Source organism: Pelomonas aquatica (assembly GCF_026712205.1).
Taxonomy (GTDB): Bacteria; Pseudomonadota; Gammaproteobacteria; order Burkholderiales; family Burkholderiaceae_C; genus Pelomonas; species Pelomonas aquatica.
Map to the genome: position 1 here is coordinate 198,658 of NZ_JAPPUW010000004.1, position 22,358 is coordinate 221,015.

A 22,358-nucleotide genomic window follows, 5' to 3' on the forward strand; every position below is an offset into this window, starting at 1 on the left:
GGTGAGCACGCCCCCGCACGCCGAGCACCGCCGCCCCAGCCTGGCGGAGGTGCTGCTGCTTGCCAGCGTCTTCGTCATCGCCGCCTGCGGCCTGGTCTACGAGTTGGCCGCGGGCGCGCTCGCAAGCTATCTGCTCGGCGACTCGGTGCTGCAGTTCTCCACCGTCATCGGCGTCTACCTGTTCGCGATGGGCCTGGGCTCCTGGCTGTCGCGCTTCGTCGAGCGCCAGCTCGTCGGCGTCTTCCTGCAGGTCGAGCTGCTCGTCGGCGTCGTCGGCGGGCTGATGCCGGCGGCGCTGTTCGCAGTGCACAGCCTGCTGCCGCCCGGCGAGGGCACGGCCTTCCGCGTGCTGCTCTATGGGCTGGTGCTGCTCGTCGGCACGCTGGTGGGGCTGGAGATCCCCCTCGTCATGCGCATCCTGAAGCACCACTTCAGCGCCCGCTACGGCCTGAAGGACCTGGTCTCGCAGGTGCTGACCTTCGACTACCTCGGCGCCCTGCTCGTGGCCCTGGCCTTCCCCCTCGTGCTGGTGCCCCAGCTCGGCCTGGTGCGCACCGGCATCGCCTTCGGCCTGCTCAACGTGGTCGTTGCCGTCTGGGCGCTGTGGCTGTTCCGCGCCGAGCTGCGCTTGCACCAGGCGCATGCGGCGGCCTGCCTGCTGTCGGGCCTGCTGCTGCTCGCCGCGCTGCTGGGCGCCGAGCATCTGACGAGCTGGGCCGAGGAGCGCTTCTACGGCGAGCACATCGTCTTCAAGCAGAGCAGCCCCTACCAGCGCATCGTCGTCACCGACGGCCGCGCCGGCACGCGGCTGTTCCTGAACGGCAATCTGCAGTTCCATTCCAAGGATGAATACCGTTACCACGAAGCGCTTGTCCAGCCGGCCATGGCCGCGCACGGCGCGCCAAAGCGCGTGCTGGTGCTGGGCGGCGGCGACGGCATGGCGGTGCGCGAGATCCTGAAGTACGCCAGCGTCGAGCACGTCACCCTAGTCGAGCTGGACCCGCTGATGACGACGCTGTTCCGCGACACGCCCAAGCTCGCCGCACTGAACGACCACTCGCTGTCATCGCCCAAGCTGCGCATCGTCAACGCGGACGCCTTCGGCTGGCTGGAGCAGCAGAAGGACAGCTTCGACGTCATCGTCATCGACTTCCCCGACCCGTCCAACTTCGCGCTGGGCAAGCTCTACACGGCCAGCTTCTACGAGCTCGTCGACCAGCACCTTGCTGCTGCCGGCTATGCCGTCGTGCAGACCACGTCGCCGCTGATCGCGCGGCGCAGCTTCTGGACCGTCGTGACGACGCTGGAGGCCGTCGGCCTGACGACGACGCCCTACCATGCCCATGTGCCCAGCTTCGGCGAATGGGGCTTCGTGCTGGCCTCGCGCCGGCCGTTCCGGCGGCCGACCCAGTTCCCGCCCGGCCTGCGCTTCGTCAGCGTGCCGAGCCTGCCGGCGCTGCTGGACTTCCCGCCCGACATGGCGCGCGTGCCGACCGACGTGAACCGGCTTTCCAACCAGGTGCTGGTGCAGACCTTCGAGGAAGAATGGGGGGCCGTGCATTGAGGCGCCGCGAGCTGATCGGGCTCGCCGCGCTGGCGGGCTGCACGCCCGAAGCGCCGCCGCTGCAGGGCGGCTGGGTCGGCACCCATCCCGAGCGCGGCCACCGGCTGCGCGGTAGCGAACTGCCGCGCCCCGATGGGCCGCCGAAGACAGCCGGCATCCTCATCGTCGGCAGCGGCATCGCCGGCCTGGCCTGCACACGCGCCCTCGCCAGCCAGGGCATCGACGACCTCGCGCTGCTCGACCTCGAGGACCAGGCCGGTGGCAACAGCCGCGGCCACAGCCTTGCCGGCTCGCCCTGCCCCCTCGGCGCCCACTATCTGCCGCTGCCCGGCCCCGAGGCCCGCGAGGTTGGCGAGCTGCTGCACGATCTCGGCCTGGCCCGCGAACAGTTCGGCCGCACGGTCTGGGACGAGCGCCACCTCTGCCACAGCCCGCAGGAACGCCTCTTCATCGACGGCGCCTGGATCGACGGCCTGCTGCCGCCGCCCGACGGCGCGGCCTCGCTGGCCCAGTACCGGCGCTTCGCCGCCCTCGTCGCCCAGGCCCAGCGCGAGGTCGGCTTCGCGATGCCCAGCCACCGCGCGCACTGGACGGCCGCCCATGCGGCGCTGGACGCCCAGACCTTCGCCGCCTGGCTGGACGCGAACGGGCTGACCGACGCCCGACTGCGCTGGTATCTCGACTACTGCTGCCGCGACGACTTCGGCGCCCCGGCCGCCACCGTGTCCGCCTGGGCCGGCATCCACTACTTCGCGAGCCGCCACGGCTTCCACGCGCCGGGCGATGAGACCGCCGAGCGCGAGCCCGTGCTGACCTGGCCCGAAGGCAATGGCTGGCTGTCCGCCCGGCTTGCCGCGCCGCTGCGCGAACGCATCCACCTCGGCCGCACCGTGCTGCGCGTGGGCGAGACGCGCGACGGCATCGAGCTGCTGGCCTGGAACGAGGCCGCCGGCGCGCCCGAGCGCTGGGCCGCCCGCGCCGTCGTCATGGCCACGCCGCTGTTCGTCTCGGCCCGGCTGCTGGCCTCGCCGCCCGATGCGCTGCGCACGCTGAAGCAGGCCCACGCGCCCTGGCTGACCGCCAACCTGAGCCTGCGCGAACGCCTGCTGGACCGCCCCGGCGCGCCGCCGTCCTGGGACAACGTGCGCTACGGCTCCGAGGCCCTGGGCTATGTGGATGCCCGCCACCAGGACCTGGACCCGACGCCCCGCCCGCCGCTGCTGACCGCCTACCTGGCCCTGCCCCAGGCCGAGCGCGCCACGCTGCTCGGCGCACCGTGGACGACCTGGGCCCGCCGCGCCGTCAGCGAGCTGGCCCGCATCCACCCCGACCTGCCGGGCAAGCTGGAGCGCATCGAGCTCTGCCGCTTCGGCCATGCGATGAGCATCCCGACGCCGGGCCTGCGCAGCTCGGCCGAGCTGGCCGCGCTGAACGCGCAGCGCGGCCGCGTCGTGTTCGCGCACGGCGACTTGGGCGGATATTCGGTGTTCGAGGAGGCCTACACGGCCGGCGTCGAGGCGGCGGCGCGGCTCAGCCTCTGAGCAACTGCTGGCGGCCGACTTCGCCGGGCTCGAAATGGCGGATCAACGCATCGAGCAAGGCCCTGGCCTTGTCGCTGTTGTCGCCGCCGTAATTGCAGACATAGACGTCCAGCGTGACCGCACCCAGCTCCGGCCAGGTGTGCACGGCCAGGTGGGACTCCGCCAGCAGCACGACACCGGTGATGCCGCCCTGCCCGTCGGCCGGGCCGAAGCGGTGCATCAGTTCGGCCACGCCCTGCAGGCCCGCGACAGCGACGGCCTCGCGGCACAGCGCACCCAGCGCGACCGGGTCGGTCATGATCGCCAGCGCGGCGTCGACCCCTTGCAGGTCGGCGGTCAGGTGCAGGCCCTGCAACTCAGCCGCCGGTCACGGGAGGGAAGAAGGCCAGCTCGTCGCCGTCCGCCAGCACGGCCGACTCGGCGCACATCTTCTGGTTCAGCGCCGAACGCACGGCGCGGTTGCGCGCCAGCGCTTCGGCATGGATGCCGCCGCGCGCCAGCAGCGCCTCGCGTGCGGCGGCGACCGTGCTGCCGGCCGGCAGGGCCAGGGCCTCGCCCTCACCCAGCTTCTCGCGCAGCGATGCGAAGAAGCGCAGCTTCACCATGATCGTCACGACAGCAGTTCCGAGAAGGGCAGGAAGCGCACCGCATCGCCCTTGGCAAAGGCCTGGCCGGCCGGGTTGTCCAGCAGGCCGTCGGCCCAGAAGGCAGAGGTCAGCACGCCGCTGCTCTGGTTGCCGAACAGGGCCAGGCCGCCGTCCTCGTCCAGGCGCACGCGCAGGAACTCGCGGCGCTTGTCGGGCCTGGGCCAGTCGAAGCCGGCCGCGATGCGGCAGGCGCGCGGCGCCAGGCGCGTGGCGCCCTGCAGCTTCAGCAGCACCGGCCGCACCAGCAGCAGGAAGGTCACGAGGCTGGACACCGGGTTGCCGGGCAGGCCGATGAAATGCGCCGCGCCGACGCGGCCATGCGCGAAGGGCTTGCCGGGCTTGATCGCGATGGCCCACAGGTCCAGCCGCCCTTCGGTCTGCACGGCCGGGCGCAGATGGTCTTCCTCGCCGACGGAGACGCCGCCGGAGGTCAGGATGAGGTCGGCCCTGGCGGCCGCCTCGCGCAGCGCGGCGCGGGTCGCGTCGAGCTTGTCGGGCACGATGCCGAGGTCGATCACCTCGCAGCCCAGGCCTTCGACGAGCGCGCGCAGCGTGAAGCGGTTGGAGTTGTAGATGGCGCCGGGCGGCAGCGGCTCGCCGGGCATGACGAGTTCGTCGCCGGTCGAGAACAGCGCGACGCGCGGGCGGCGCGTCACCGTCAGCTCGGCCGCGCCGGCCGTGGCGGCCAGGCCCAGGGCGATGGCGTCCAGCCGCGTGCCGGCGGCCAGCACGACGGCACCTGCGCGCACGTCCTCGCCGCGCAGGCGCACATGCTGGCCCGGCACAACCGGCTGGGTAAGGCGCACGCGGCCGTCCGCGAACTCGGCGTGCTCCTGCATGACGACGGTGTCCGCACCCGCCGGGACCTGGGCACCGGTGAAGATGCGCGCCGCCTCGCCGGCCGCCAGCGGCTGCGGCAGGCTGCCGGCCGGGATGCGCTGCGTCACCGGCAGCGCTGCGGCGGCGTCGGCCGCGCGCAGGGCGTAGCCGTCCATGGCCGAGTTGTCGGCCGGCGGCACGTCCACCGGCGAGATCAGGTCCGCCGCCAGCACCCGGCCGCGTGCGGCCGAGGTGGGCAGGGTCTCGCGCTCGGCGAGGGGCTGGATCTGCGCCAGCAGCGTGGCCAGCGCGTCGTCCAGCGGGGTCAGGGCAGGTTTCTTCGCAGCTTCAGACATGGGCGTGAATGTAGGCCTTCACCTGGGCCACATCGGCCGGCATGACCTTCACGCGCTTGGGGAGTTGCTCGATGCCTTCGAGGCCGGCGGGCCGCGGCGGCTCGCTGCCGAGCGCCTCGACGATGGTCGCCGCGAACTTGGCCGGCAGCGCCGTCTCCAGCACCAGCATGGTCACGCTCGGGTCGCGCTGCTCCAGCGCCACCTTGAGGCCGTCGGCCGTGTGCGGGTCGATGACGACGCCGTGCTCGGCGTGGCGGCGGCGGATCATCGCGACGCGGTCGGCGTGCGTGCTGCGGCCGGACACGAAGCCGAAGCCGGCGATGGCCGCCTGCTCCTCGGCGCCCAGCACGAAGCGGCTGGCGCTGAAATACTGCTTCACGCGCGAGCCGTCGCGGCCCAGCAGGTCGAACACGAAGCGCTCGAAGTTGCTGGCCTTGGAGATGTCCATCGACGGGCTGGAGGTCTCGTGCGTGTCGGCCGTGCCGCGCGGGCGGTAGGCGCCGGTGCGGAAGAACTCGTCGAGCACGTCGTTCTCGTTGGTCGCCACCACCAGCTTCGCGATCGGCAGGCCCATCTGGCGTGCGACATGGCCCGCGCAGACGTTGCCGAAATTGCCTGACGGCACCGTGAAGCTGACCTTCTCGTCGTTGCTCTTCGTCGCCTGGAAGTAGCCGGCGAAGTAGTAGACGACCTGGGCCAGCAGCCGCGCCCAGTTGATGGAGTTGACCGTGCCGATGCGGTGTTCGCGCTTGAAGGCCAGGTCGTTGGACACGGCCTTGACGATGTCCTGGCAGTCGTCGAACACGCCTTCGACGGCGATGTTGTGGATGTTGGCGTCCTGCAGGCTGAACATCTGCGCCTGCTGGAAGGGGCTCATGCGGCCGTTGGGGCTGAGCATGAAGACCTTGACGCCTGATCTGCCGCGCATCGCGTACTCGGCCGCGCTGCCGGTGTCGCCCGAGGTCGCGCCGAGGATGTTCAGCGTCTGGCCGCGGCGGCCGAGCTCGTACTCGAACAGCGCGCCGAGCAGCTGCATGGCCATGTCCTTGAAGGCCAGCGTCGGACCGTTGGACAGGCCTTGCAGCGCGATGCGCTCGCCCAGCCAGGTCAGCGGCGTGATTTCCTTCGTGCCGAAGACCTCCTCGGTGTAGACCTTGCGCGTGATGTCGCGCAGGTCGTCGGCCGGGATGTCGTCGATGTAGAGCGACAGGATCTCGAAGGCGAGGTCGGCGTAGGGCAGCGCGCGCCAGCGCGTCAGCGTCGCGTCGCTGACCTGGGGGTAGCTCTTGGGCAGGTAGAGGCCGCCGTCCGGCGCCAGGCCTTCGAGCAGGATGTCGGAGAAGCCGCGCTCCGTCTTGTCGCCGCGGGTGGAGATGTACTTCATGTCGACGTCCGGATCAGGCCAGTTCTTCCTTGCGCAGCTTGACGATGGGCGCCAGCACGGTCGGCAGGCCCTGCATCTTGGCCAGCGCGTCGTTCATGCGACCCTCGACGGTGTCGTGGGTCAGGATGATGAGGTCGGTCGGCCCCTCGCCCTCGGCGCGCCCCCCGGAAGGGGTGCCTCCGGCACCCGGGCGCTGCAGCACCGCGTCGATGGAGATGTCGTGCTCGGCCAGGATGGTCGTGATGCGCGACAGCACGCCGGGCTGGTCGGCCACGACGAGGCGCAGGTAGAAGGCCGTGTGCACCTCGGCCATCTCCAGCACGGGCGTGTCGCTCATCGCATCGGGCTGGAAGGCCAGGTGGGGCACGCGGTGGTCGGGGTCGGCCGTGGCCAGGCGGGTCACGTCGACGAGGTCGGCCACGACGGCCGAGGCCGTGGGCTCGGCGCCGGCGCCCTTGCCGTAGTAGAGCGTCGTGCCGACGGCGTCGGCCTGCACGACGACGGCGTTCATCGCGCCCTCGACATTGGCGATCAGGCGGCTGGCCGGGATCAGCGTCGGGTGCACGCGCAGCTCGATGCCGTTCTCCCTCCGACGCGTGATGCCGAGCAGCTTGATGCGGTAGCCGAGCTGCTCGGCGTATTTGATGTCGGTGGCCTGCAGGCTGCTGATGCCCTCGACATGGGCCTTGCCGAACTGCACCGGCACGCCGAAGGCGATGGCGCTCATCAGCGTGAGCTTGTGGGCCGCGTCGACGCCCTCGATGTCGAAGGTCGGGTCGCTCTCGGCATAGCCGAGGCGCTGGGCTTCCTTCAGCACGGTGGCGAAGTCCAGGCCCTTGCCGCGCATCTCGGACAGGATGAAATTGGTCGTGCCGTTGATGATGCCGGCGATCCACTCGATGCGATTGGCCGTCAGGCCCTCGCGCAGCGCCTTGATGATGGGGATGCCGCCGGCCACGGCCGCCTCGAAGGCCACCGTGACGCCCTTCTCGCGCGCTAGCGCGAAGATCTCGCCGCCGTGCAGGGCCAGCAGGGCCTTGTTGGCGGTGACGACATGCTTGCCGTTGGCAATCGCCTTCAGCACCAGCGTGCGCGCCGGCTCGATGCCGCCGATCAGCTCGACGACGATGTCGATGTCCGGGTTGTCGACGAGCTGCTGCGCGTCGCCGACGCAGGGCAGGCCGTCGCCGACGATGGCCTGGTAGGCCTTGGCGCGCTCGGCATTGCGGGCCGCCACCATCGCGATCTCGATGCCCCGGCCCGCGCGGCCGCGAATCTCGGCCTGGTTGCGCTGCAAGACGTGGAAGGTGCCGGCACCGACGGTGCCGAGGCCGATCAGGCCGACTTGGATCGCTTTGGCTTCAACATCACGTCGCTGCGCGACATGAGTTTGCGCCGCAACACTTCGTGTTGTCATTGCAGTGCTTTCAGGATGATTGGCGGCGGCGGTAGCCGGCCAGGAAACGTTCGATGCGGCCGACGGCTTCGCGCAGGTCGTCCACATTGGGCAGGAAGACGAGGCGGAAGTGGTCGTGCTCGGGCCAGTTGAAGCCGGTGCCCTGGACGATCAGCACCTTCTCCTCGGCCAGCAGCTCGTAGGCGAACTGCTGGTCGTCGGCGATGGGGTAGAGCTTGGGGTCCAGGCGCGGGAACATATAGAGCGCCGCCTTGGGCTTCACGACGCTGACGCCCGGGATCTGCGACAGCAGCTCATAGGCCAGGTCGCGCTGGTGGCACAGCCGACCGGTCGGCGCGACGAGGTCCTTGATGCTCTGGTAGCCGCCCAGCGCCGTCTGGATGGCCAGCTGGCCCGGCGTGTTGGAACACAGGCGCAGCGAGGCCAGCATGTTCAGTCCCTCGATGTAGTCGCGGGCATGGCGCTTCTCGCCGCTGACGACCATCCAGCCGGCGCGGTAGCCGCAGCTGCGGTAGTTCTTGGACAGGCCGTTGAAGGTGATGAACAGCACGTCGTCGGCCAGCGACGCCATGCTGGTGTGCACATTGCCGTCGTACAGCGTCTTGTCGTAGATCTCGTCGGCGAAGACGACGAGCTGGTGACGGCGGGCCAGCTCGATGATGCCCAGCAGCAGATCCGTGGGATACAGCGCGCCGGTCGGGTTGTTGGGGTTGCAGACCATGATGCCGCGGGTGCGCGGCGTGATCTTGGCCTCGATGTCGGCCAGATCGGGCAGCCAACCCGCCCCCTCGTCGCAGCGATAGTGCACCGGGCGGCCGCCGGACAGGCCGACGACGGCCGTGTAGAGCGGGAAGTCGGGCGCCGGGATCAGGATCTCGTCGCCGTCGTTGACCAGCGCGTTGATGGCCATCTGGATCAGCTCGGAGGCGCCGTTGCCCAGATACACGTCGTCCACCGTGACGCCCCTGACGCCCTTCTCCTGCGTGTAGTGCACGACCGCCTTGCGCGGCGCGAACAGGCCCTTGCTGTCGGTGTAGCCACCGGCGTCGCCGAGGTTGCGGATCATGTCCTGCACGATCTCGTCCGGCGGCGTCAGGCCGAACACGGCCGTGTTGCCGATGTTCAGCTTGATGATCTTCTGGCCCTCTTCCTCCATCTGCCGGGCCTTGTCGAGCACGGGGCCGCGGATGTCGTAGCTGACGCTGGCGAGCTTGCTGGACTTGGCGATGGGCTTCAAAACGGGCTCCGGCGCAGCGTTTGCTGCAGTGCAAAAGAGGGATCTTGGAGTTTAAGCAAGGCCCGGGGCGCGGCGGGCCGTTCTGCGCGACACTCGCGGCCGGCTTTTCGCCCCGTTTCCCGATGAAGTTCCAGCTCGACGAGCCGCAAGGCGGCAACAGCATTTCCCGCCACGACGCCCAGGGCGTCTGGGTCAACGGCCGGCCGCACACGGCCAGCGTTCTCGTGCCCTGGAGCGGCGAAGTCATCGCCTGGCCGCCTTCGCGCTTCGAGGAACTTCAACCCGCGCATTTCGAAGCAATCAAGGCGCTGAACCCCGAGCTCGTCGTCTTCGGCAGCGGCGCGAAGCTGCGCTTTCCGGGCCCGGCGCTGTGGCGCGGGCTGGTCGAGGCGCGCATCGGTTTCGAGGTCATGGACCTCGCCGCCGCCTGCCGCACCTACAACGTGCTGGCCAGCGAAGGCCGCAACGTGCTGGCGGCCCTGCTGATCGAGGGATGACTGCGATCGGGCAGGCGCGGGGCGAAGCCTTATAATCACCGGCTATTGCCTGCGGGCGCCCGCGTGAAATGCTCCACTTCAGCGACTCACGACCCGGGGACCCCGCGAGCCCAACTTGCCGCACCCCCCAATGACGCCTGCGCTCAACAAACCCCTGCCGGAAATTGAGGCTCAAGCCACCGGCGGCGTGAAGTTCACCGCCAACGCCTTCCTGGGCAAGTCGGTCGTGCTGTATTTCTACCCGAAAGACAACACGCCCGGTTGTACCACCGAGGCGATGCAATTCCGCGACCGCCACAAGGACTTCGTGAAGGCCGGCGCGGTTGTGCTGGGTGTTTCGCGCGACAACATGGCCTCGCACGAGAAGTTCAAGCAGGCGCTGGAACTGCCCTTCGAGCTGATCGCCGACACCGAAGAGAAGCTCTGCCACATGTTCGGCGTGGTCAAGAACAAGATCATGTACGGCAAGAAGGTCAAGGGCATCGAGCGCTCGACCTTCCTGATCAGCCCCGCCGGCGTGCTGGTCGGCGAATGGCGCGGCATCAAGGTCGCCGGCCATGTCGACGAAGTGCTGAAGGCCGTGAAGGGCCTGAAGAAGGAAGCCGCCTGAGCCGCGTTGTCCGCTGACATCTCGAGGCCCCGCGGGATGTGCATAATCGGCCCATGCCCCGGGTCGCATCCTCGTCTCAGACTGCAAAGCCGCACTCATCCTGTGCGGCTTTTTGCTTTCTGGCGCCAGGCGCGCATGGGGTTCACTTCCCGTCGACACGCCGTAAATGCCACTGCCTAAGCCCCCTGCACAACGCGCCAGCCGCCTCGATGCCACCGCTTACTCGGCCACTCTGATCCCCAGCAAACCCCGCGCGACGCCGCCCGTCGTCGCGCCTGCCGCTGCCCCCGTCGCGGCCCCGACAGCCGAAGTGCTGCGCCTCCCCACCCCCGTCTCCAGCCCGAATTCGAATCCGGCCGCCAAACCGGGCCTGCCCGTCAAGGCCGCGAGCAAGGCGCCGGCCAGGTCGGCCGCGCCCAAGCGCACGCGCAAGCCGGCCGGGGCGCCCAAGCTCTTCGTGCTGGACACCAATGTGCTGATGCACGATCCGATGTCGCTGTTCCGCTTCGAGGAGCACGATGTCTTCCTGCCCATGATCACGCTCGAAGAGCTGGACGGGCACAAGAAGGGCATGACCGAGGTCGCCCGCAATGTGCGCCAGGTCAGCCGCGAGCTGGACCAGCTCGCCGCCAGCCTGAAGAGCAGCGGCATCGAGGAGATGGCCAAGGGCCTGCCGCTGGCCGGCACCGGCCACCGCGAGGCCGAGGGCAAGCTGTTCTTCCAGACCAAGCTCATCGACACGCCGCTGCCCCAGGGCCTGCCCCAGGGCAAGGCGGACAACCAGATCCTCGGCGTCGTGCAGGCGCTCAAGGGCCTGCACCCGGGCCGCGAGGTCGTGCTGGTGTCCAAGGACATCAATATGCGCATCAAGGCCCGCGCGCTGGGCCTGCCCGCGGAGGACTACCGCAACGACAAGACGCTGGAAGACTCCGACCTGCTCTACACCGGCGTCCAGGCCCTGCCGGCGGACTTCTGGGACCGCCACGGCAAGACCATGGAGAGCTGGCAGCAGGGCGGCACGACCTTCTACCGCATCAGCGGCCCGCTGGTGCCGACGCTGCTCGTCAACGAGCTGGTCTATCTGGAGGCGCCCGGCGCGACGCCGCTCTACGCCAAGGTCACCGAGATCACCGGCAAGACCGCCGTGCTGAAGACGCTGAAGGACTACGGCCACCAGAAGCACGCCGTCTGGGGCGTGACCGCGCGCAACCGCGAGCAGAACTTCGCGCTCAACCTGCTGATGGACCCGGAGTGCGATTTCGTCACGCTGACCGGCACGGCCGGCACCGGCAAGACGCTGATGACGCTGGCCGCCGGCCTGTCGCAGGTGCTGGACGACCGCCGCTACAGCGAGATCATCGTGACCCGCGTGACCGTGCCCGTCGGCGAGGACATCGGCTTCCTGCCCGGCACCGAGGAAGAGAAGATGGGCCCGTGGATGGGCGCGCTGGACGACAACCTCGAGGTGCTGGCCAAGGGCGACTCGACGGCCGGCGAATGGGGCCGCGCGGCCACCAACGATCTCGTGCGAAGCAAGATCAAGGTCAAGAGCCTGAATTTCATGCGCGGGCGCACCTTCCTGAACAAGTTCGTCATCATCGACGAGGCGCAGAACCTGACGCCCAAGCAGATGAAGACGCTGATCACGCGCGCCGGCCCCGGCACCAAGATCGTCTGCCTGGGCAACCTCGCGCAGATCGACACGCCCTATCTGACCGAGGGCAGCTCGGGCCTGACCTTCGCGGTGGACCGCTTCAAGGGCTGGGCCCACAGCGGCCACGTGACGCTGGCGCGCGGCGAGCGCTCGCGGCTGGCGGACTTCGCCTCCGAGGTGCTCTGAAGCAGGAGATTCCGATGGCCTTGATCTCGCGCCGCCGGCTGATCCAGATCGCCCCGCTGCTGGGCGCCGGCCTCGCCCGCGCGCAGTCGCAGGCGCTGCTGCAGGAAGACGACGACGAGGCCAAGGCCACGGGCTATCACGCCGACGCGGCCCAGGTCGACAAGGCCAAATTCCCCAAGTACGCCGTGGGCCAGACCTGCGCCAACTGCGGCCTCTACGCGCCCGACGGCGACAAGCCCTCGGGCGGCTGCGCCTTGTTCTACGGCAAGGACGTGCTCGCCCAGGGCTGGTGCAACGCCTGGGAGAAGAAGGCCTAGCGATTCAACAGGGCGCCCAGCACGCTGGTCAGCTCGCCCAGGCCGCCGGCACCGCCGGCCGGCAGCTGGCCGCCCGGCGTCAGGTGGTCGACGATCTGCGGCAGCAGCTGGCTGAGCTGCTGGCCCGCCTCGGCGTGCGACACGCCGGCCTGCTGCGCCAGCTGGCCCAGCAGCCCGCCGGCGCCGCCCAGGGCCGCGGTGATCTGCTCGCCCGACACCGGCAGGTTGCCGCCCGTCGAGATCCAGCTCTGCACCTGCTGGCCGAGGCCGCCGGCTTCCAGTTGCTGCAGCACGCCGGCCAGGCCGCCATGGGCCGTGCCGTTGGCCAGCAGGCCCGAAACCAGTCCCACCCAATCCGGGTTGCCGCCCTGCTGTCCGCCCAGGGCCTGCGTCGCCGCGCCCAGTACGCTGTCCAGAAGTCCCATCCGAATCTCCTTCAGCGCCACCGACCACCGGCGGCTCCGGCCCAGTCTACGGCTCAATCGCCGCGCTGCACGCTGCTCGAGAAGCGCTTCACGCCCGCATCCTGGGCCACGGCCCGGCGGCCGGCGTCGATCAGCTGGTCGATCTGCGCGGCCGGCAGCTTGAGCCGCGTCGGGATCGCGTTCAGCACGGTCTCCTCGGCCTCGGGCAGGTCGGCGAAGCCGATCTGCGTGACGGCGAACTTGATGTCCTCGCAGCGCCAGTCGGGGTTCCAGGCCCGCAGCGCCGCCTTGCGCTCGTCGGGCAGGGAGCAGCGGTAGGTGACGATGTCGCGCTCCCAGTTGCGCATCATCGGCACGAAGTAGGCGTAGCTCATGCGCATCGTGCTCTCGATGGCCGTGTCGACGGCCGCCGTCGCGATGTCCACGCCCGAGGGCCCGGCCACCTCGCGGCCCCAGTCGCCGCTCGGGCCCTGGCCGGCATCGACGACGACGAAGAGCATGCGCCGCATCGTCGCCGCGTCGTGCTCGCTGATGGGGCCGTAGGGCGTGTTCAGCAGCACGCGGCTCTGCAGGATGCTGACGAGGCCGAGGTTGTCCGTCACGCCGCCGTCGACGAGCTTCAGGTAGCGGCCGGTCTTGGGGTCGCGGAAGTCGCGCAGCGCGCGCAGCAGGGCCAGGCGCAGCCGGTGCTGGTCGTCACGCTCGACGCTGCTGCGGTCGGCCAGGCCGCTGGGCAGCGGCGCGCGGCAGGCCTCGGGGAACTTCTCCAGCACGACCGGCGCGAAGAACAGCGGCACGGCCATGGACGCGGCCACCGCCTCGGACACCGGGAAGCTGGCCAGGTCGCTGCAGATCGCGTCGAAGGCGCGCTCGTGGAAGGGGAAGGCCAGCCGGTACTGGGCGTTGCTCGCATTGATCCAGATGACCGGCTTCTGGCGGCGGAACATGTCGGCGAAGGTCGCGCCCTTGAACACGTCGCGCTCCAGCCAGTCGTTCAGGTTGCTGCGGTCGTTCAAGCCGCCGGCGAACAGCCGCATCAGGTTGTTGGGGTTGAGCAGGCTGAAGCGCAGGCCAGCCTCGCCGTCGCGCATCAGCACCTTGTCACGGAAGTCCTGCAGCCCGTCGACCCCGTGCAGGCCGAACCAGGCCGCCGTGATCGAGCCGCCCGACACGCTGGTGATGAAGCCCACGTCATCCAGCAGCGTGTGGCCGGCCGCCGAGGGCTGGTCCCGCAGGCCTTCCAGCACGCCGTAGGCAAAGGCCGACGCGCGCAGGCCGCCGCCCGAGAAGCTCAGCGCGACGATGGTCTCGCTGGCCAGGCTCTGGGGCTGCCGCGCGACGGGCTCGGCCACGGCCGGCTTGTTGCGCGGCGGGTTCAGAGGTGCGCCGGCGCAGGCGGCCAGCAGCAGGCAGGAGCACAACAACGGCAGGGCGCGCATCGGTCGTCTTTCGGTCGGGGTGGCGGCCGGCGCATTCTGCCGATGCTGCCAGCCGCTGGCAGCTTGCGCGGGACAATCCCATGCCATGCAGCAGCCCGACCGCTGGATCGCCCACCTCGACATGGACGCCTTCTACGCGTCCGTCGAGTTGCTGCGCTATCCGCAGCTCAGGGGCGAGGCGGTCGTCATCGGCGGGCGGCGGGCGGACGCGCCGCGGCAGCTGCAAGACGGCAGTTGGCGCTACGCCAGGCTGCGCGACTACACAGGCCGCGGCGTCGTCACGACCTCCACCTATGCGGCGCGCGACCTCGGCGTGTTCTCGGCGATGGGGCTGATGAAGGCCGCGCTGCGTGCGCCCGACGCCATCCTGCTGCCGGCCGACTTCGACAGCTACCGCAAATACTCGCGACTCTTCAAGGCCGCCGTGGCCGAGGTCGCGCCCGTCATCGAGGACCGCGGCATCGACGAGATCTACATCGACCTGACCGACGTGCCCGGCGTGCGCGACGCCGTCGGCCACGACCCGCTGGGCGGCGTGAAGGCCGTGGCGCGCGAGATCAAGAACTCGGTCGGGCGCGCCACCGGCCTGAGCTGCTCCATCGGCATCACGCCCAACAAGCTGCTCAGCAAGATCGCCAGCGAGCTGGACAAGCCCGACGGCATCAGCGTGCTGACGCTGGACGACATCCCGCCCCGCATCTGGCCGCTGGCCGTGCGCAAGATCAACGGCATCGGGCCCAAGGCCGGCGAGAAGCTGGTCAGGCTCGGCATCGAGACCGTGGGCGACATCGCCGCGGCCTCGCCCGCCTGGCTCGTCGAGCAGTTCGGCGACAGCTACGGCCACTGGCTGCACAACGCCGCGCACGGCCGCGACTCGCGGCCCGTCGTCACGCACAGCGAACCCGTGTCCATCAGCCGCGAGACCACCTTCGAGCGCGACCTGCACGCCGTGCACGACCGCGCCCTGCTCGGCCAGATCATGGACGAGTTGTGCGAGAGCCTGGCACGCGATCTCGCCCGCAAGCGCTATGCGGGCAAGACCGTGGGCATCAAGCTGCGCTTCGAGGGCTTTGTCACCGTCACGCGCGACCAGACGCTCAAGGCCGCCGTCGCCAGCGCCGCCGACATCCGCCACGCCGTCGGGCTCTGCCTCAAGCGCGTCAAGTTCGACAAGCGGCTGCGCCTGATGGGCGTGCGCATCGGCAACCTCGTGCATGCCGGCGAGGCGCAGGCCACCGCCCCCGCGAGGGAGCGCGCCGACGAGCCCGAGCGCGAGAACCTGTCGCTCTTTTGATGGCCGACTGGACCTACACCGTCTCCGTCCGCAGCCTCTGCGAGTTCACCGCCAAGCGCGGCGACCTGGACCGGCGCTTCACGCCGTCGGCCACGGCGCTGGAAGGCCAGGCCGGCCAGCTGGCCGCCATCGCGCGCCGCTCGCCAGGCTACGAGACCGAGCTGGCGCTGGAAGGCCGGCACGGCGGCCTGCGCGTGCGCGGCCGGGCCGACGGCTTCGAGGCCGACGTGAACCGGCTGGAGGAGATCAAGACCATCCGCGGCCCGGTCGAGGCCATCCCGGAGAACCGGCGCGCGCTGCACTGGGCCCAGCTGCAGACCTATGGCGCGCTGATCGCCGCCGACCGCGGCCTGGCCGAGCTGGAGCTGGCCCTGGTCTATGTCGACGCCGACACGCAGAACGAGACCGTGCTGCGCGAGACCGCCACCGCCGCCGGCCTGCAGGCCGCCTTCGAGGCCCGCTGCCGCGCCTTCGAGGACTGGGCCGCGCAGGAGGCGGCCCACCGCAGCGCACGCGATGCCGCGCTGGCCCGGCTGCCCTTCCCGCTGGGCGAGCTGCGGCCGGGCCAGCGCCTGCTGGCCGAGGCCGTCTACCGCGCGGCGGCTAGCGGCCGCTGCCTGCTGGCCCAGGCGCCCACCGGCATCGGCAAGACCCTGGGCACGCTCTACCCGCTGCTGCGCGCAATGCCGGCCCAGGCGCTCGACAAGATCGGCTACATGACCTGCAAGGGCACCGGCCGCATCATGGCGCTGGACGCGCTGAACAGCCTGCGCGAGGCCGGCCCCGAGCTGCCGCTGCGCGTGCTGACGCTGGTGGCCAAGGAGCAGGCCTGCGAGCACCCGACCCTGGCCTGCCACGGCGATGCCTGCCCGCTGGCCAGCGGCTTCTACGACCGGCTGGCCCCGGCCCGCGCCGAGGCCGTGCAGCAGGCCTGGCTGGACCCGGCCGCGCAGCGCCGCATCGCGCTGGCCCACGGCATCTGCCCCTACTACCTCGGCCAGGAACTGCTGCGCTGGGCCGACGTCGTCGTCGGCGACGTGCACCATGCCTTCGACCCCCACGGCCAGCTCTTCGGCCTCGCCCAGGCCCAGGACTGGAAGCTCGCTCTGCTGGTGGACGAGGCGCACAACCTCGTCGAGCGCGCGCGGGCCATGTACAGCGCCACGCTCAGCCTGGCGGGCATCCGCGCCGCCGAGCCCCACGCGCCCAAGGCCCTGCGCGCACCGCTGCGCCGCCTCGCGCGCGAGCTGGCCGACCTCGCGCGCGCCCAGCCGGCCGACTACCGCGCCTTCGGCGCCGAGCCGCCCGCGCCGCTGGCGGACGCACTGCAGCTCGTCGGCCTGACGCTGGGCGAGCATTTCCAGAACCATCCGCTCGAGACCGGGCCGTTGATGCAGTTCTATTTCGACGTGCTGGCCCTGCTGCGCGGGCTCGACAAGTTCGGCCCGCACTCGCTGTGCGACCTGCAGCGCAGCGCACGGGCCGTGGCCAAGCCCGAGCCGGCCAACCTGTCGCTGCTGGACGAAAGCCAGGACGCCGACCACCTCGACGTGCTGCTGTCCATCCGCAACATCGTGCCCGGCTTCTTCCTCAAAGCCCGCTTCGAGGCCCTGCACAGCGTCACGCTGTTCTCCGCCACGCTCGGCACGGCCGACTACCAGCGCGACATGCTCGGCCTGCCGCCGGACAGCGCCTGGGTCGACGTGCCCGCGCCCTTCCCGCCCGAGCACCTGAGCGTGCGCGTGGCGCGGCTGTCCACCCGCTACGCCCACCGCGACGCGTCGCTGGACGCCCTCGTCGACGTGCTGGCCACGCAGTTCGGCGAACACCCGGGCAACTACCTCGCCTTCTTCAGCAGCTTCGACTACCTCGACAAGGCCGCCGCGCGGCTGGCCCGGCGCCACGCCGACGTGCCGCAGTGGAGCCAGGCCCGCGCGATGGGTGATGGTGCAAGGCGCGCCTTTCTCGACCGTTTCGTGCCCGAGGGCCACGGCATCGGCTTCGCCGTGCTGGGCGGCGCCTTCGCCGAGGGCGTGGACCTGCCCGGCACGCGGCTGATCGGCGCCTTCATCGCGACGCTCGCGCTACCGCCGGTGTCGCCCGTGCAGGAGCAGCTGCGCGAGCGGCTGGACACCATGTTCGGTGCCGACCACGGCTATGCCGACCTCGTGCCCGGCCTGCAGAAGGTCGTGCAGGCCGCCGGCCGCGTGCTGCGTTCCGTGGACGACCGCGGCTGGGTCTGGCTGCTGGACCAGCGCTATCTGCGGCCCGAGGTGCGCGCGCTGCTGCCGGCCTGGTGGCGGCTTTGAGAACGCCTCAGGGCGTCTGCGGACCGCCATCCAGTCGCGGTAATTTGTCACGGCACCGGTCACCATCCGCCCTCCTCGCCGGCCGGCGGCGGACCGCGCGGTACGCGTCGGCGCCCGGCCAGGGCCGAGAATCCAGGGGCCCGCATCCCCCGGCCAACCGCATCGGCCCGAGCCCGTCACGACTTGATTGCTGGATGAACTCCCGAGACCCGGCCCCCGGCCCGAACCCGCCCGCCGCGGCGATCACGACGCCGCCCATCGACCCGCTGCAACAGGCGCTCGACCTGTTCCACGCCACGCCGCCGGACTACCGCCGCGCCGTGGGCTGGTTCCGCGCCGCCGCCGAAAGCGGCAGCTGCGACGGCCTGGCCATGCTCGGGCTGTGCCAGCTCGAAGGCCTGGGGATGGCCGCCGACGCGGTGGCGGCGCGCACGCTGCTGGAACGCGCGGCCGCGCTGGGCAGCGCCATCGGGCGCTTCCAGTTCGGGCGGGCGCTGATGACCGGCCGTGGCGGGCCGGCCGACGAAGCGGCGGGCCTGTCGGCCTATGTGGCCGCCGCGGCCCTGGGCCATGCCGAAGCCATGTTCAACCTCGCCAACTGCCTGTATGCCGGCGTGGGCTGTCTGCCCGACCGCCTGGCGGCCAAGGCCCTCTACCTGCGCAGCCGCACGCTGGGCTGCACGCTGCGCGCCCAGGGTGTGCTGGTGCACAAGCGCGAGCTCAAGGCCGTGCGCACGCTGGCGCAGCGCTTCGCCGACCCGAGCCGGCTGGTCTATCTGGTGCAGGAGCGCCAGCAGGAGCTGGCCCTCGTGCAGGCCGTCGTGCAGCCGCGCGCCCGGCAGACGCAGGGTACGGCGGCCAAGAGACCGAAGCCGCTGCGGCAGGCCGGGCGCCTGGCCGCCGGCGTCGTGGCAGCCATGGCCGGCACGCTGGGCCAGTACCTGCGGCCGGCGTCGCGCGACGCCGGGCCGACGACGATCAACTTCTGACGGCCGGGCTGCTGGGTACGATGGCCGCATGCCCGCGCGCCCCATCCGCCTGCCCTCGCTCGACGCCCTCCTCGCCTTCGAGGCCGTGGCCCGAGCCGGCAGCTTCGAGGCCGCCGCGGCCGAGCTGGCGCTGACGGCCAGCGCCGTGGCCAAGCGCGTGGCCGGCCTGGAGGAGAGGCTGGACCAGCCGCTGTTCCTGCGCCAGCCGCCGCGCGGCCCGAGCCTCACGCCGGCCGGCCACGAATACCTGCCCCAGGTGCGCCAGGCCCTGGCACTGCTGCAGGCCATGCCGCTGCACCAGCGCGCCAGCCCGCTGCGCGAGCGCCTGCGCGTCAGCTCCACGCCCACCTTCGCGCGCCAACTGCTGGTGCCCGCCCTGCCCGCCTTCACGGCGGCCCACCCGCAGGTCGAGCTGGAGCTGACGCTGTCGGTGCCGCTGCTGGCCGAGGGCGACGCGGGCGCCGACGTCGAGATCCGCCACGGCGCCGTGCCGGACGAGATCGCGCCGGAGCAGGTGCTGTTGCGCGACCGCCTGACGCCGCTGGCCGCGCCGGCCCTGCTGGCCCGCTTTGCGCCGCTGCGCGAGCCGGCCGACCTGCCGGCCCTGCCGCTGCTGCGCACGCCGCTGCAGCCCTGGGCGCCCTGGCTGCGCGCGGCCGGCCTGGCCGACGTGCCCGAGCCCGACGAAGGCCCGCGCCTCGTCGACCTGGGCCTGACGCTGGCCGCCGCGCTGGCCGGCCAGGGCGTGGCGCTGGCCCGGCTGAGCCTGGCGCGACACGAACTGGCCGAGGGCCGCCTCGTGCAGCCCTTTGCGCTGACCGTGCCGGCCGAGCGGCATTACGGCCTGGTCACGCACCGGCCGGGCAATGCCTCGGACGCCTTCGCGGGCTGGCTGCACGGCCACTGCCGGGCGCTGGAGGCGGAAAACTCTTCCGCCGCCGGCTGAGGTTTTTTCCGGGCCGCGCGGGCGCGGCGGGCCTAGCATGCCGGCCATCCCGAGAGAGGCCGCCGCCATGCCCGTCATCACCTGCATCGAAGACCTGCGCCAGCTTGCCGAGAAGCGCGTGCCGCGCATGTTCTACGACTACGCCGACTCCGGCTCATGGACGGAGACGACCTACCGCGCCAACGAGAGCGACTTCCAGGCCATCAAGCTGCGCCAGCGCGTGGCCGTCAACATGGAAGGCCGCAGCACCGCGGTGAAGATGGTGGGCCAGGACGCCAAGATGCCGGTCGCCATCGCCCCCGTGGGCCTGACCGGCATGCAGCATGCCGACGGCGAGATCCATGCCGCGCGCGCGGCCGAGAAGTTCGGCATCCCGTTCACGCTGAGCACGATGAGCATCTGCTCCATCGAGGACATCGCCGAGCACACCTCGGCGCCGTTCTGGTTCCAGCTCTACATGATGCGCGACCGCGACGCGATGGCGCGCATGATCGACCGCTGCAAGGCCGCCCAATGCTCGGCCCTGGTGCTGACGCTGGACCTGCAGGTCATCGGCCAGCGCCACAAGGACCTGAAGAACGGCCTCACCGCACCGCCGCGGCCGACGCTGGCCAACATCGTCAACCTGATGACCAAGCCGCGCTGGTGCCTCGGCATGGCCGGCACGCGGCGCCACAGCTTCCGCAACCTCGTCGGCCATGTGAAGGGCGTCAGCGACATGCGCTCCCTCTCGGCCTGGACCAACGAGCAGTTCGACCCGCGCCTGTCCTGGGCCGACATCGCCTGGGTCAAGGAGCAGTGGGGCGGCAAGCTCATCCTGAAGGGCATCATGGAAGCCGAAGACGCCAGGCTCGCCGTGCAGGCCGGCGCCGACGCCCTCGTCGTCAGCAACCACGGCGGCCGGCAGCTGGATGGCGCGCCCAGCAGCATCCACGCACTGCCGGCCATCGTGGCCGAGGTGGGCAGCCAGATCGAGGTCTGGATGGACGGCGGCATCCGCTCCGGCCAGGACGTGCTGAAGGCCTGGGCCCTGGGCGCCCGCGGCACGATGATCGGCCGCGCGATGGCCTATGGCCTGGGCGCGATGGGCGAGGCCGGCGTGACCCAGGCGCTGCAGATCCTGCACAAGGAACTGGACGTGACCATGGCCTTCTGCGGCCACAGGCGGCTGACGGACGTGACGCGCGACATCCTCGTGCCGGGGACCTACCCGGTCGTCGCCTAGACAAACAGCGTCGCCACGGCCCACAGCAGCAGCAGGCCGCCGAGCGCGCGGCCGAAGGCGGTGCCGGCCGGCAGCAGCTTCTCGACCAGCACGACGGCGGTCAGCACGGCGATCCAGACCAGGTTCATGACGCCGCCGACGAACAGCAGCGCCATCAGCAGGCCGCAGCAACCGACGCAGTAGGCACCATGGCGCAAGCCCAACATGAAGCTGGCGCCGCGCCCATGGCGGGTCAGGAAGCCCACGGGGCTGCGGCAGCGCGTCAGGCAGGCGCGCTTGGCGGCGGTCAGCTGGTAGAGGCCGGCCAGGCCCAGCACGGCCGCCGACAGCCAGGCGCTGCGCGACCACAGCATCATGCCGGACAGCCAGCCGAGCGACTGCAGCGCCTGCTGCAGGCCCGCCGCCGCAAGAGAGAAGCCGAGCCAGGCCGCCAGATAGCCGGCCAGCAGCAGGGCCGCGGCCCGGCCGACGCCGGCGCCCGGCGAATGCGCCCGCAGCACGCGGACATAGAGCAGCACCAGCGGCGCCGCGCTCGGCGTCATCATGCCGATCATCATGACCCACCACATCGCGATGAGGATGGGCCAGGCCACCGGCATCTCGCCCGGCACCTCGGCCTGGCGGTGCGGGAACAGGCTCAGGCTCGTCATCTGCCAGGCGCTCATGCCCATGCCGGCGCCCTGCACGACATAGGCCCAGGCCAGCACCACCAGCACCAGCAGCGCGGCGGCCACCACCCGCCGCTCGCGCCGCAGCAGGGCCTCGACCAAGATCAGGCCGCGGCGCGGTGCCGCACCACCCCGCGGTTGTTCAGATGCAGGCGCGCGAACTGCGCATAGCTGTCCTTCAGCTCCAGCGCGATGGCGCCCTGCGAGCGGCTGCTGGCGGAGCCGACCTCGGCCAGCTCGTACTCGAAGCCGTGCGGCAGGTCGATGCGGGCGCGATGCTCCTGCCCGCTGACCGGATTGCGGATGGGCCGGCCCTCGAGCTCGAACACGCCCGCGGCGCTCACCCGGCCGCGCCGCGCGTCGACGTCGACCTCGTAGGCTATCGTCGTCACGATGGGCTCGAAGACCTGCTCCAGCGTCGTCGCGAAGACGGCGAACATCGTCGCGAAGGGCTCGGTCTCCTGGCCCGACATGATCTTCAGCAGGGCCTCGCGCTGCTCGGGGCTGGCGTTGACGTCGACGATGGGCTGGCAGCGCCCCTTGCCGAGGTGGATGGCGCCCGGCCACTGGAAGACGACCGCGATCTTCAGCCCGTCCAGCCGCACGTCGCCGAAATGGCCGCTGTCGATGGCGATGGCCCCCATGGCCTCGCAATGCCCCTGGGTGGGCAGCGCATTGAACTGGCAGGGGCAGCCGTAGGAACAGTTGCAGTTGATCAGCTCGCTGCCCTGGATTTCCCATGAGGTCATGGCGGGTCTCCACAGTTGACTCGGGCGTTGAGATGTACTGCGGCCCCTGTCAAGCCGACATCCCCGGATCGGGGGACAGCAGGCG

At 71.0% G+C, this 22,358-nt stretch carries 21 protein-coding genes; 11 read left to right on the top strand and 10 right to left on the bottom strand.

Translation table 11 applies throughout. From position 1 onward, the window contains the following. Position 1: 1 nt before the first annotated feature. Positions 2-1,564: a polyamine aminopropyltransferase gene (locus NYP07_RS05965; protein WP_268148435.1), complete on the top strand. Its 1,563-nt coding sequence runs from the start codon at positions 2-4 to the stop codon at positions 1,562-1,564. Continuing rightward, positions 1,546-3,105: an FAD-dependent oxidoreductase gene (locus NYP07_RS05970; protein WP_268148437.1), complete on the top strand. Its 1,560-nt coding sequence runs from the start codon at positions 1,546-1,548 to the stop codon at positions 3,103-3,105. Before NYP07_RS05965 ends, NYP07_RS05970 begins: the two co-directional genes overlap by 19 nt. Here the strand turns inward: NYP07_RS05970 and speD are convergent. The 6 genes from speD to NYP07_RS06000 are packed head-to-tail and all read right to left on the bottom strand — an operon-like array spanning position 3,095 to position 8,965. Beyond that, the gene (gene speD / locus NYP07_RS05975; protein WP_268148439.1) at positions 3,095-3,460 is read right to left on the bottom strand and encodes an adenosylmethionine decarboxylase; all 366 of its coding nucleotides are present in this window, start codon (positions 3,458-3,460) and stop codon (positions 3,095-3,097) included. The two genes, NYP07_RS05970 and speD, sit on opposite strands and share 11 nt — an antisense overlap. A 1-nt stretch (position 3,461) precedes the next feature. Further along, entirely contained in the window at positions 3,462-3,710 is a 249-nt protein-coding gene (gene moaD, locus NYP07_RS05980) for a molybdopterin converting factor subunit 1 (protein WP_276596985.1), read from the bottom strand. 5 nt (positions 3,711-3,715) lie between these two features. Continuing rightward, entirely contained in the window at positions 3,716-4,927 is a 1,212-nt protein-coding gene (locus tag NYP07_RS05985; RefSeq protein ID WP_268148441.1) for a molybdopterin molybdotransferase MoeA, read from the bottom strand. After that, positions 4,920-6,311, bottom strand: a complete 1,392-nt coding sequence (gene thrC / locus NYP07_RS05990) for a threonine synthase (RefSeq protein WP_268148443.1) — start codon at positions 6,309-6,311, stop codon at positions 4,920-4,922. The genes NYP07_RS05985 and thrC overlap by 8 nt, the downstream gene beginning before the upstream one ends. A gap of 13 nt (positions 6,312-6,324) precedes the next feature. Then, entirely contained in the window at positions 6,325-7,728 is a 1,404-nt protein-coding gene (locus NYP07_RS05995; RefSeq protein WP_268148445.1) for a homoserine dehydrogenase, read from the bottom strand. Positions 7,729-7,738: 10 nt separating this feature from the next. After that, the gene (locus NYP07_RS06000; RefSeq protein ID WP_268148447.1) at positions 7,739-8,965 is read right to left on the bottom strand and encodes a pyridoxal phosphate-dependent aminotransferase; all 1,227 of its coding nucleotides are present in this window, start codon (positions 8,963-8,965) and stop codon (positions 7,739-7,741) included. Positions 8,966-9,087: 122 nt separating this feature from the next. Between NYP07_RS06000 and NYP07_RS06005 the strand changes: the two genes are divergently transcribed. From NYP07_RS06005 to NYP07_RS06020, 4 genes are all read left to right on the top strand, one after another. Beyond that, positions 9,088-9,462, top strand: coding sequence for an Mth938-like domain-containing protein (locus NYP07_RS06005; protein WP_268148449.1), 375 nt, complete (start codon positions 9,088-9,090; stop codon positions 9,460-9,462). Positions 9,463-9,592: 130 nt separating this feature from the next. Next, a complete protein-coding gene (locus tag NYP07_RS06010; protein ID WP_268148450.1) occupies positions 9,593-10,072 on the top strand; it encodes a peroxiredoxin in 480 nt (159 codons plus the stop codon). Between the two features lie 166 nt (positions 10,073-10,238). After that, entirely contained in the window at positions 10,239-11,912 is a 1,674-nt protein-coding gene (locus NYP07_RS06015) for a PhoH family protein (protein WP_268148451.1), read from the top strand. Positions 11,913-11,926: 14 nt separating this feature from the next. Then, positions 11,927-12,229 (top strand): high-potential iron-sulfur protein, encoded by a 303-nt coding sequence (locus tag NYP07_RS06020; protein ID WP_268148452.1) that lies wholly within the window; start codon positions 11,927-11,929, stop codon positions 12,227-12,229. Here NYP07_RS06020 and NYP07_RS06025 read toward each other — a convergent pair. Together NYP07_RS06025 and NYP07_RS06030 are read right to left on the bottom strand one after the other, a co-directional pair. Further along, positions 12,226-12,654 carry a YidB family protein gene (locus NYP07_RS06025; protein WP_268148454.1) on the bottom strand — a complete coding sequence of 143 codons (429 nt, stop codon included), beginning with the start codon at positions 12,652-12,654 and terminating at the stop codon, positions 12,226-12,228. The genes NYP07_RS06020 and NYP07_RS06025 overlap by 4 nt on opposite strands. Positions 12,655-12,707: 53 nt before the next feature. Next, a complete protein-coding gene (locus NYP07_RS06030; RefSeq protein ID WP_268148456.1) occupies positions 12,708-14,093 on the bottom strand; it encodes a patatin-like phospholipase family protein in 1,386 nt (461 codons plus the stop codon). An 85-nt stretch (positions 14,094-14,178) separates the two neighbouring features. Between NYP07_RS06030 and NYP07_RS06035 the strand changes: the two genes are divergently transcribed. From NYP07_RS06035 to NYP07_RS06055, 5 genes are all read left to right on the top strand, one after another. Continuing rightward, entirely contained in the window at positions 14,179-15,387 is a 1,209-nt protein-coding gene (locus tag NYP07_RS06035; RefSeq protein WP_268148458.1) for a DNA polymerase Y family protein, read from the top strand. Beyond that, positions 15,387-17,696, top strand: a complete 2,310-nt coding sequence (locus NYP07_RS06040) for an ATP-dependent DNA helicase (RefSeq protein ID WP_268148460.1) — start codon at positions 15,387-15,389, stop codon at positions 17,694-17,696. The genes NYP07_RS06035 and NYP07_RS06040 overlap by 1 nt, the downstream gene beginning before the upstream one ends. Positions 17,697-17,890: 194 nt before the next feature. Next, entirely contained in the window at positions 17,891-18,685 is a 795-nt protein-coding gene (locus NYP07_RS06045; protein WP_268148462.1) for a tetratricopeptide repeat protein, read from the top strand. A 28-nt stretch (positions 18,686-18,713) separates the two neighbouring features. Further along, positions 18,714-19,631 carry a LysR substrate-binding domain-containing protein gene (locus NYP07_RS06050; protein ID WP_268148464.1) on the top strand — a complete coding sequence of 306 codons (918 nt, stop codon included), beginning with the start codon at positions 18,714-18,716 and terminating at the stop codon, positions 19,629-19,631. Positions 19,632-19,698: 67 nt separating this feature from the next. Beyond that, positions 19,699-20,856, top strand: coding sequence for an alpha-hydroxy acid oxidase (locus NYP07_RS06055; RefSeq protein WP_268148466.1), 1,158 nt, complete (start codon positions 19,699-19,701; stop codon positions 20,854-20,856). Here NYP07_RS06055 and NYP07_RS06060 read toward each other — a convergent pair. Next, positions 20,853-21,632, bottom strand: coding sequence for a DUF2182 domain-containing protein (locus tag NYP07_RS06060; RefSeq protein WP_268148554.1), 780 nt, complete (start codon positions 21,630-21,632; stop codon positions 20,853-20,855). The two genes, NYP07_RS06055 and NYP07_RS06060, sit on opposite strands and share 4 nt — an antisense overlap. Beyond that, positions 21,629-22,273, bottom strand: coding sequence for a DUF1326 domain-containing protein (locus tag NYP07_RS06065; RefSeq protein WP_268148468.1), 645 nt, complete (start codon positions 22,271-22,273; stop codon positions 21,629-21,631). Before NYP07_RS06065 ends, NYP07_RS06060 begins: the two co-directional genes overlap by 4 nt. Between the last annotated feature and the right edge of the window lie 85 nt (positions 22,274-22,358).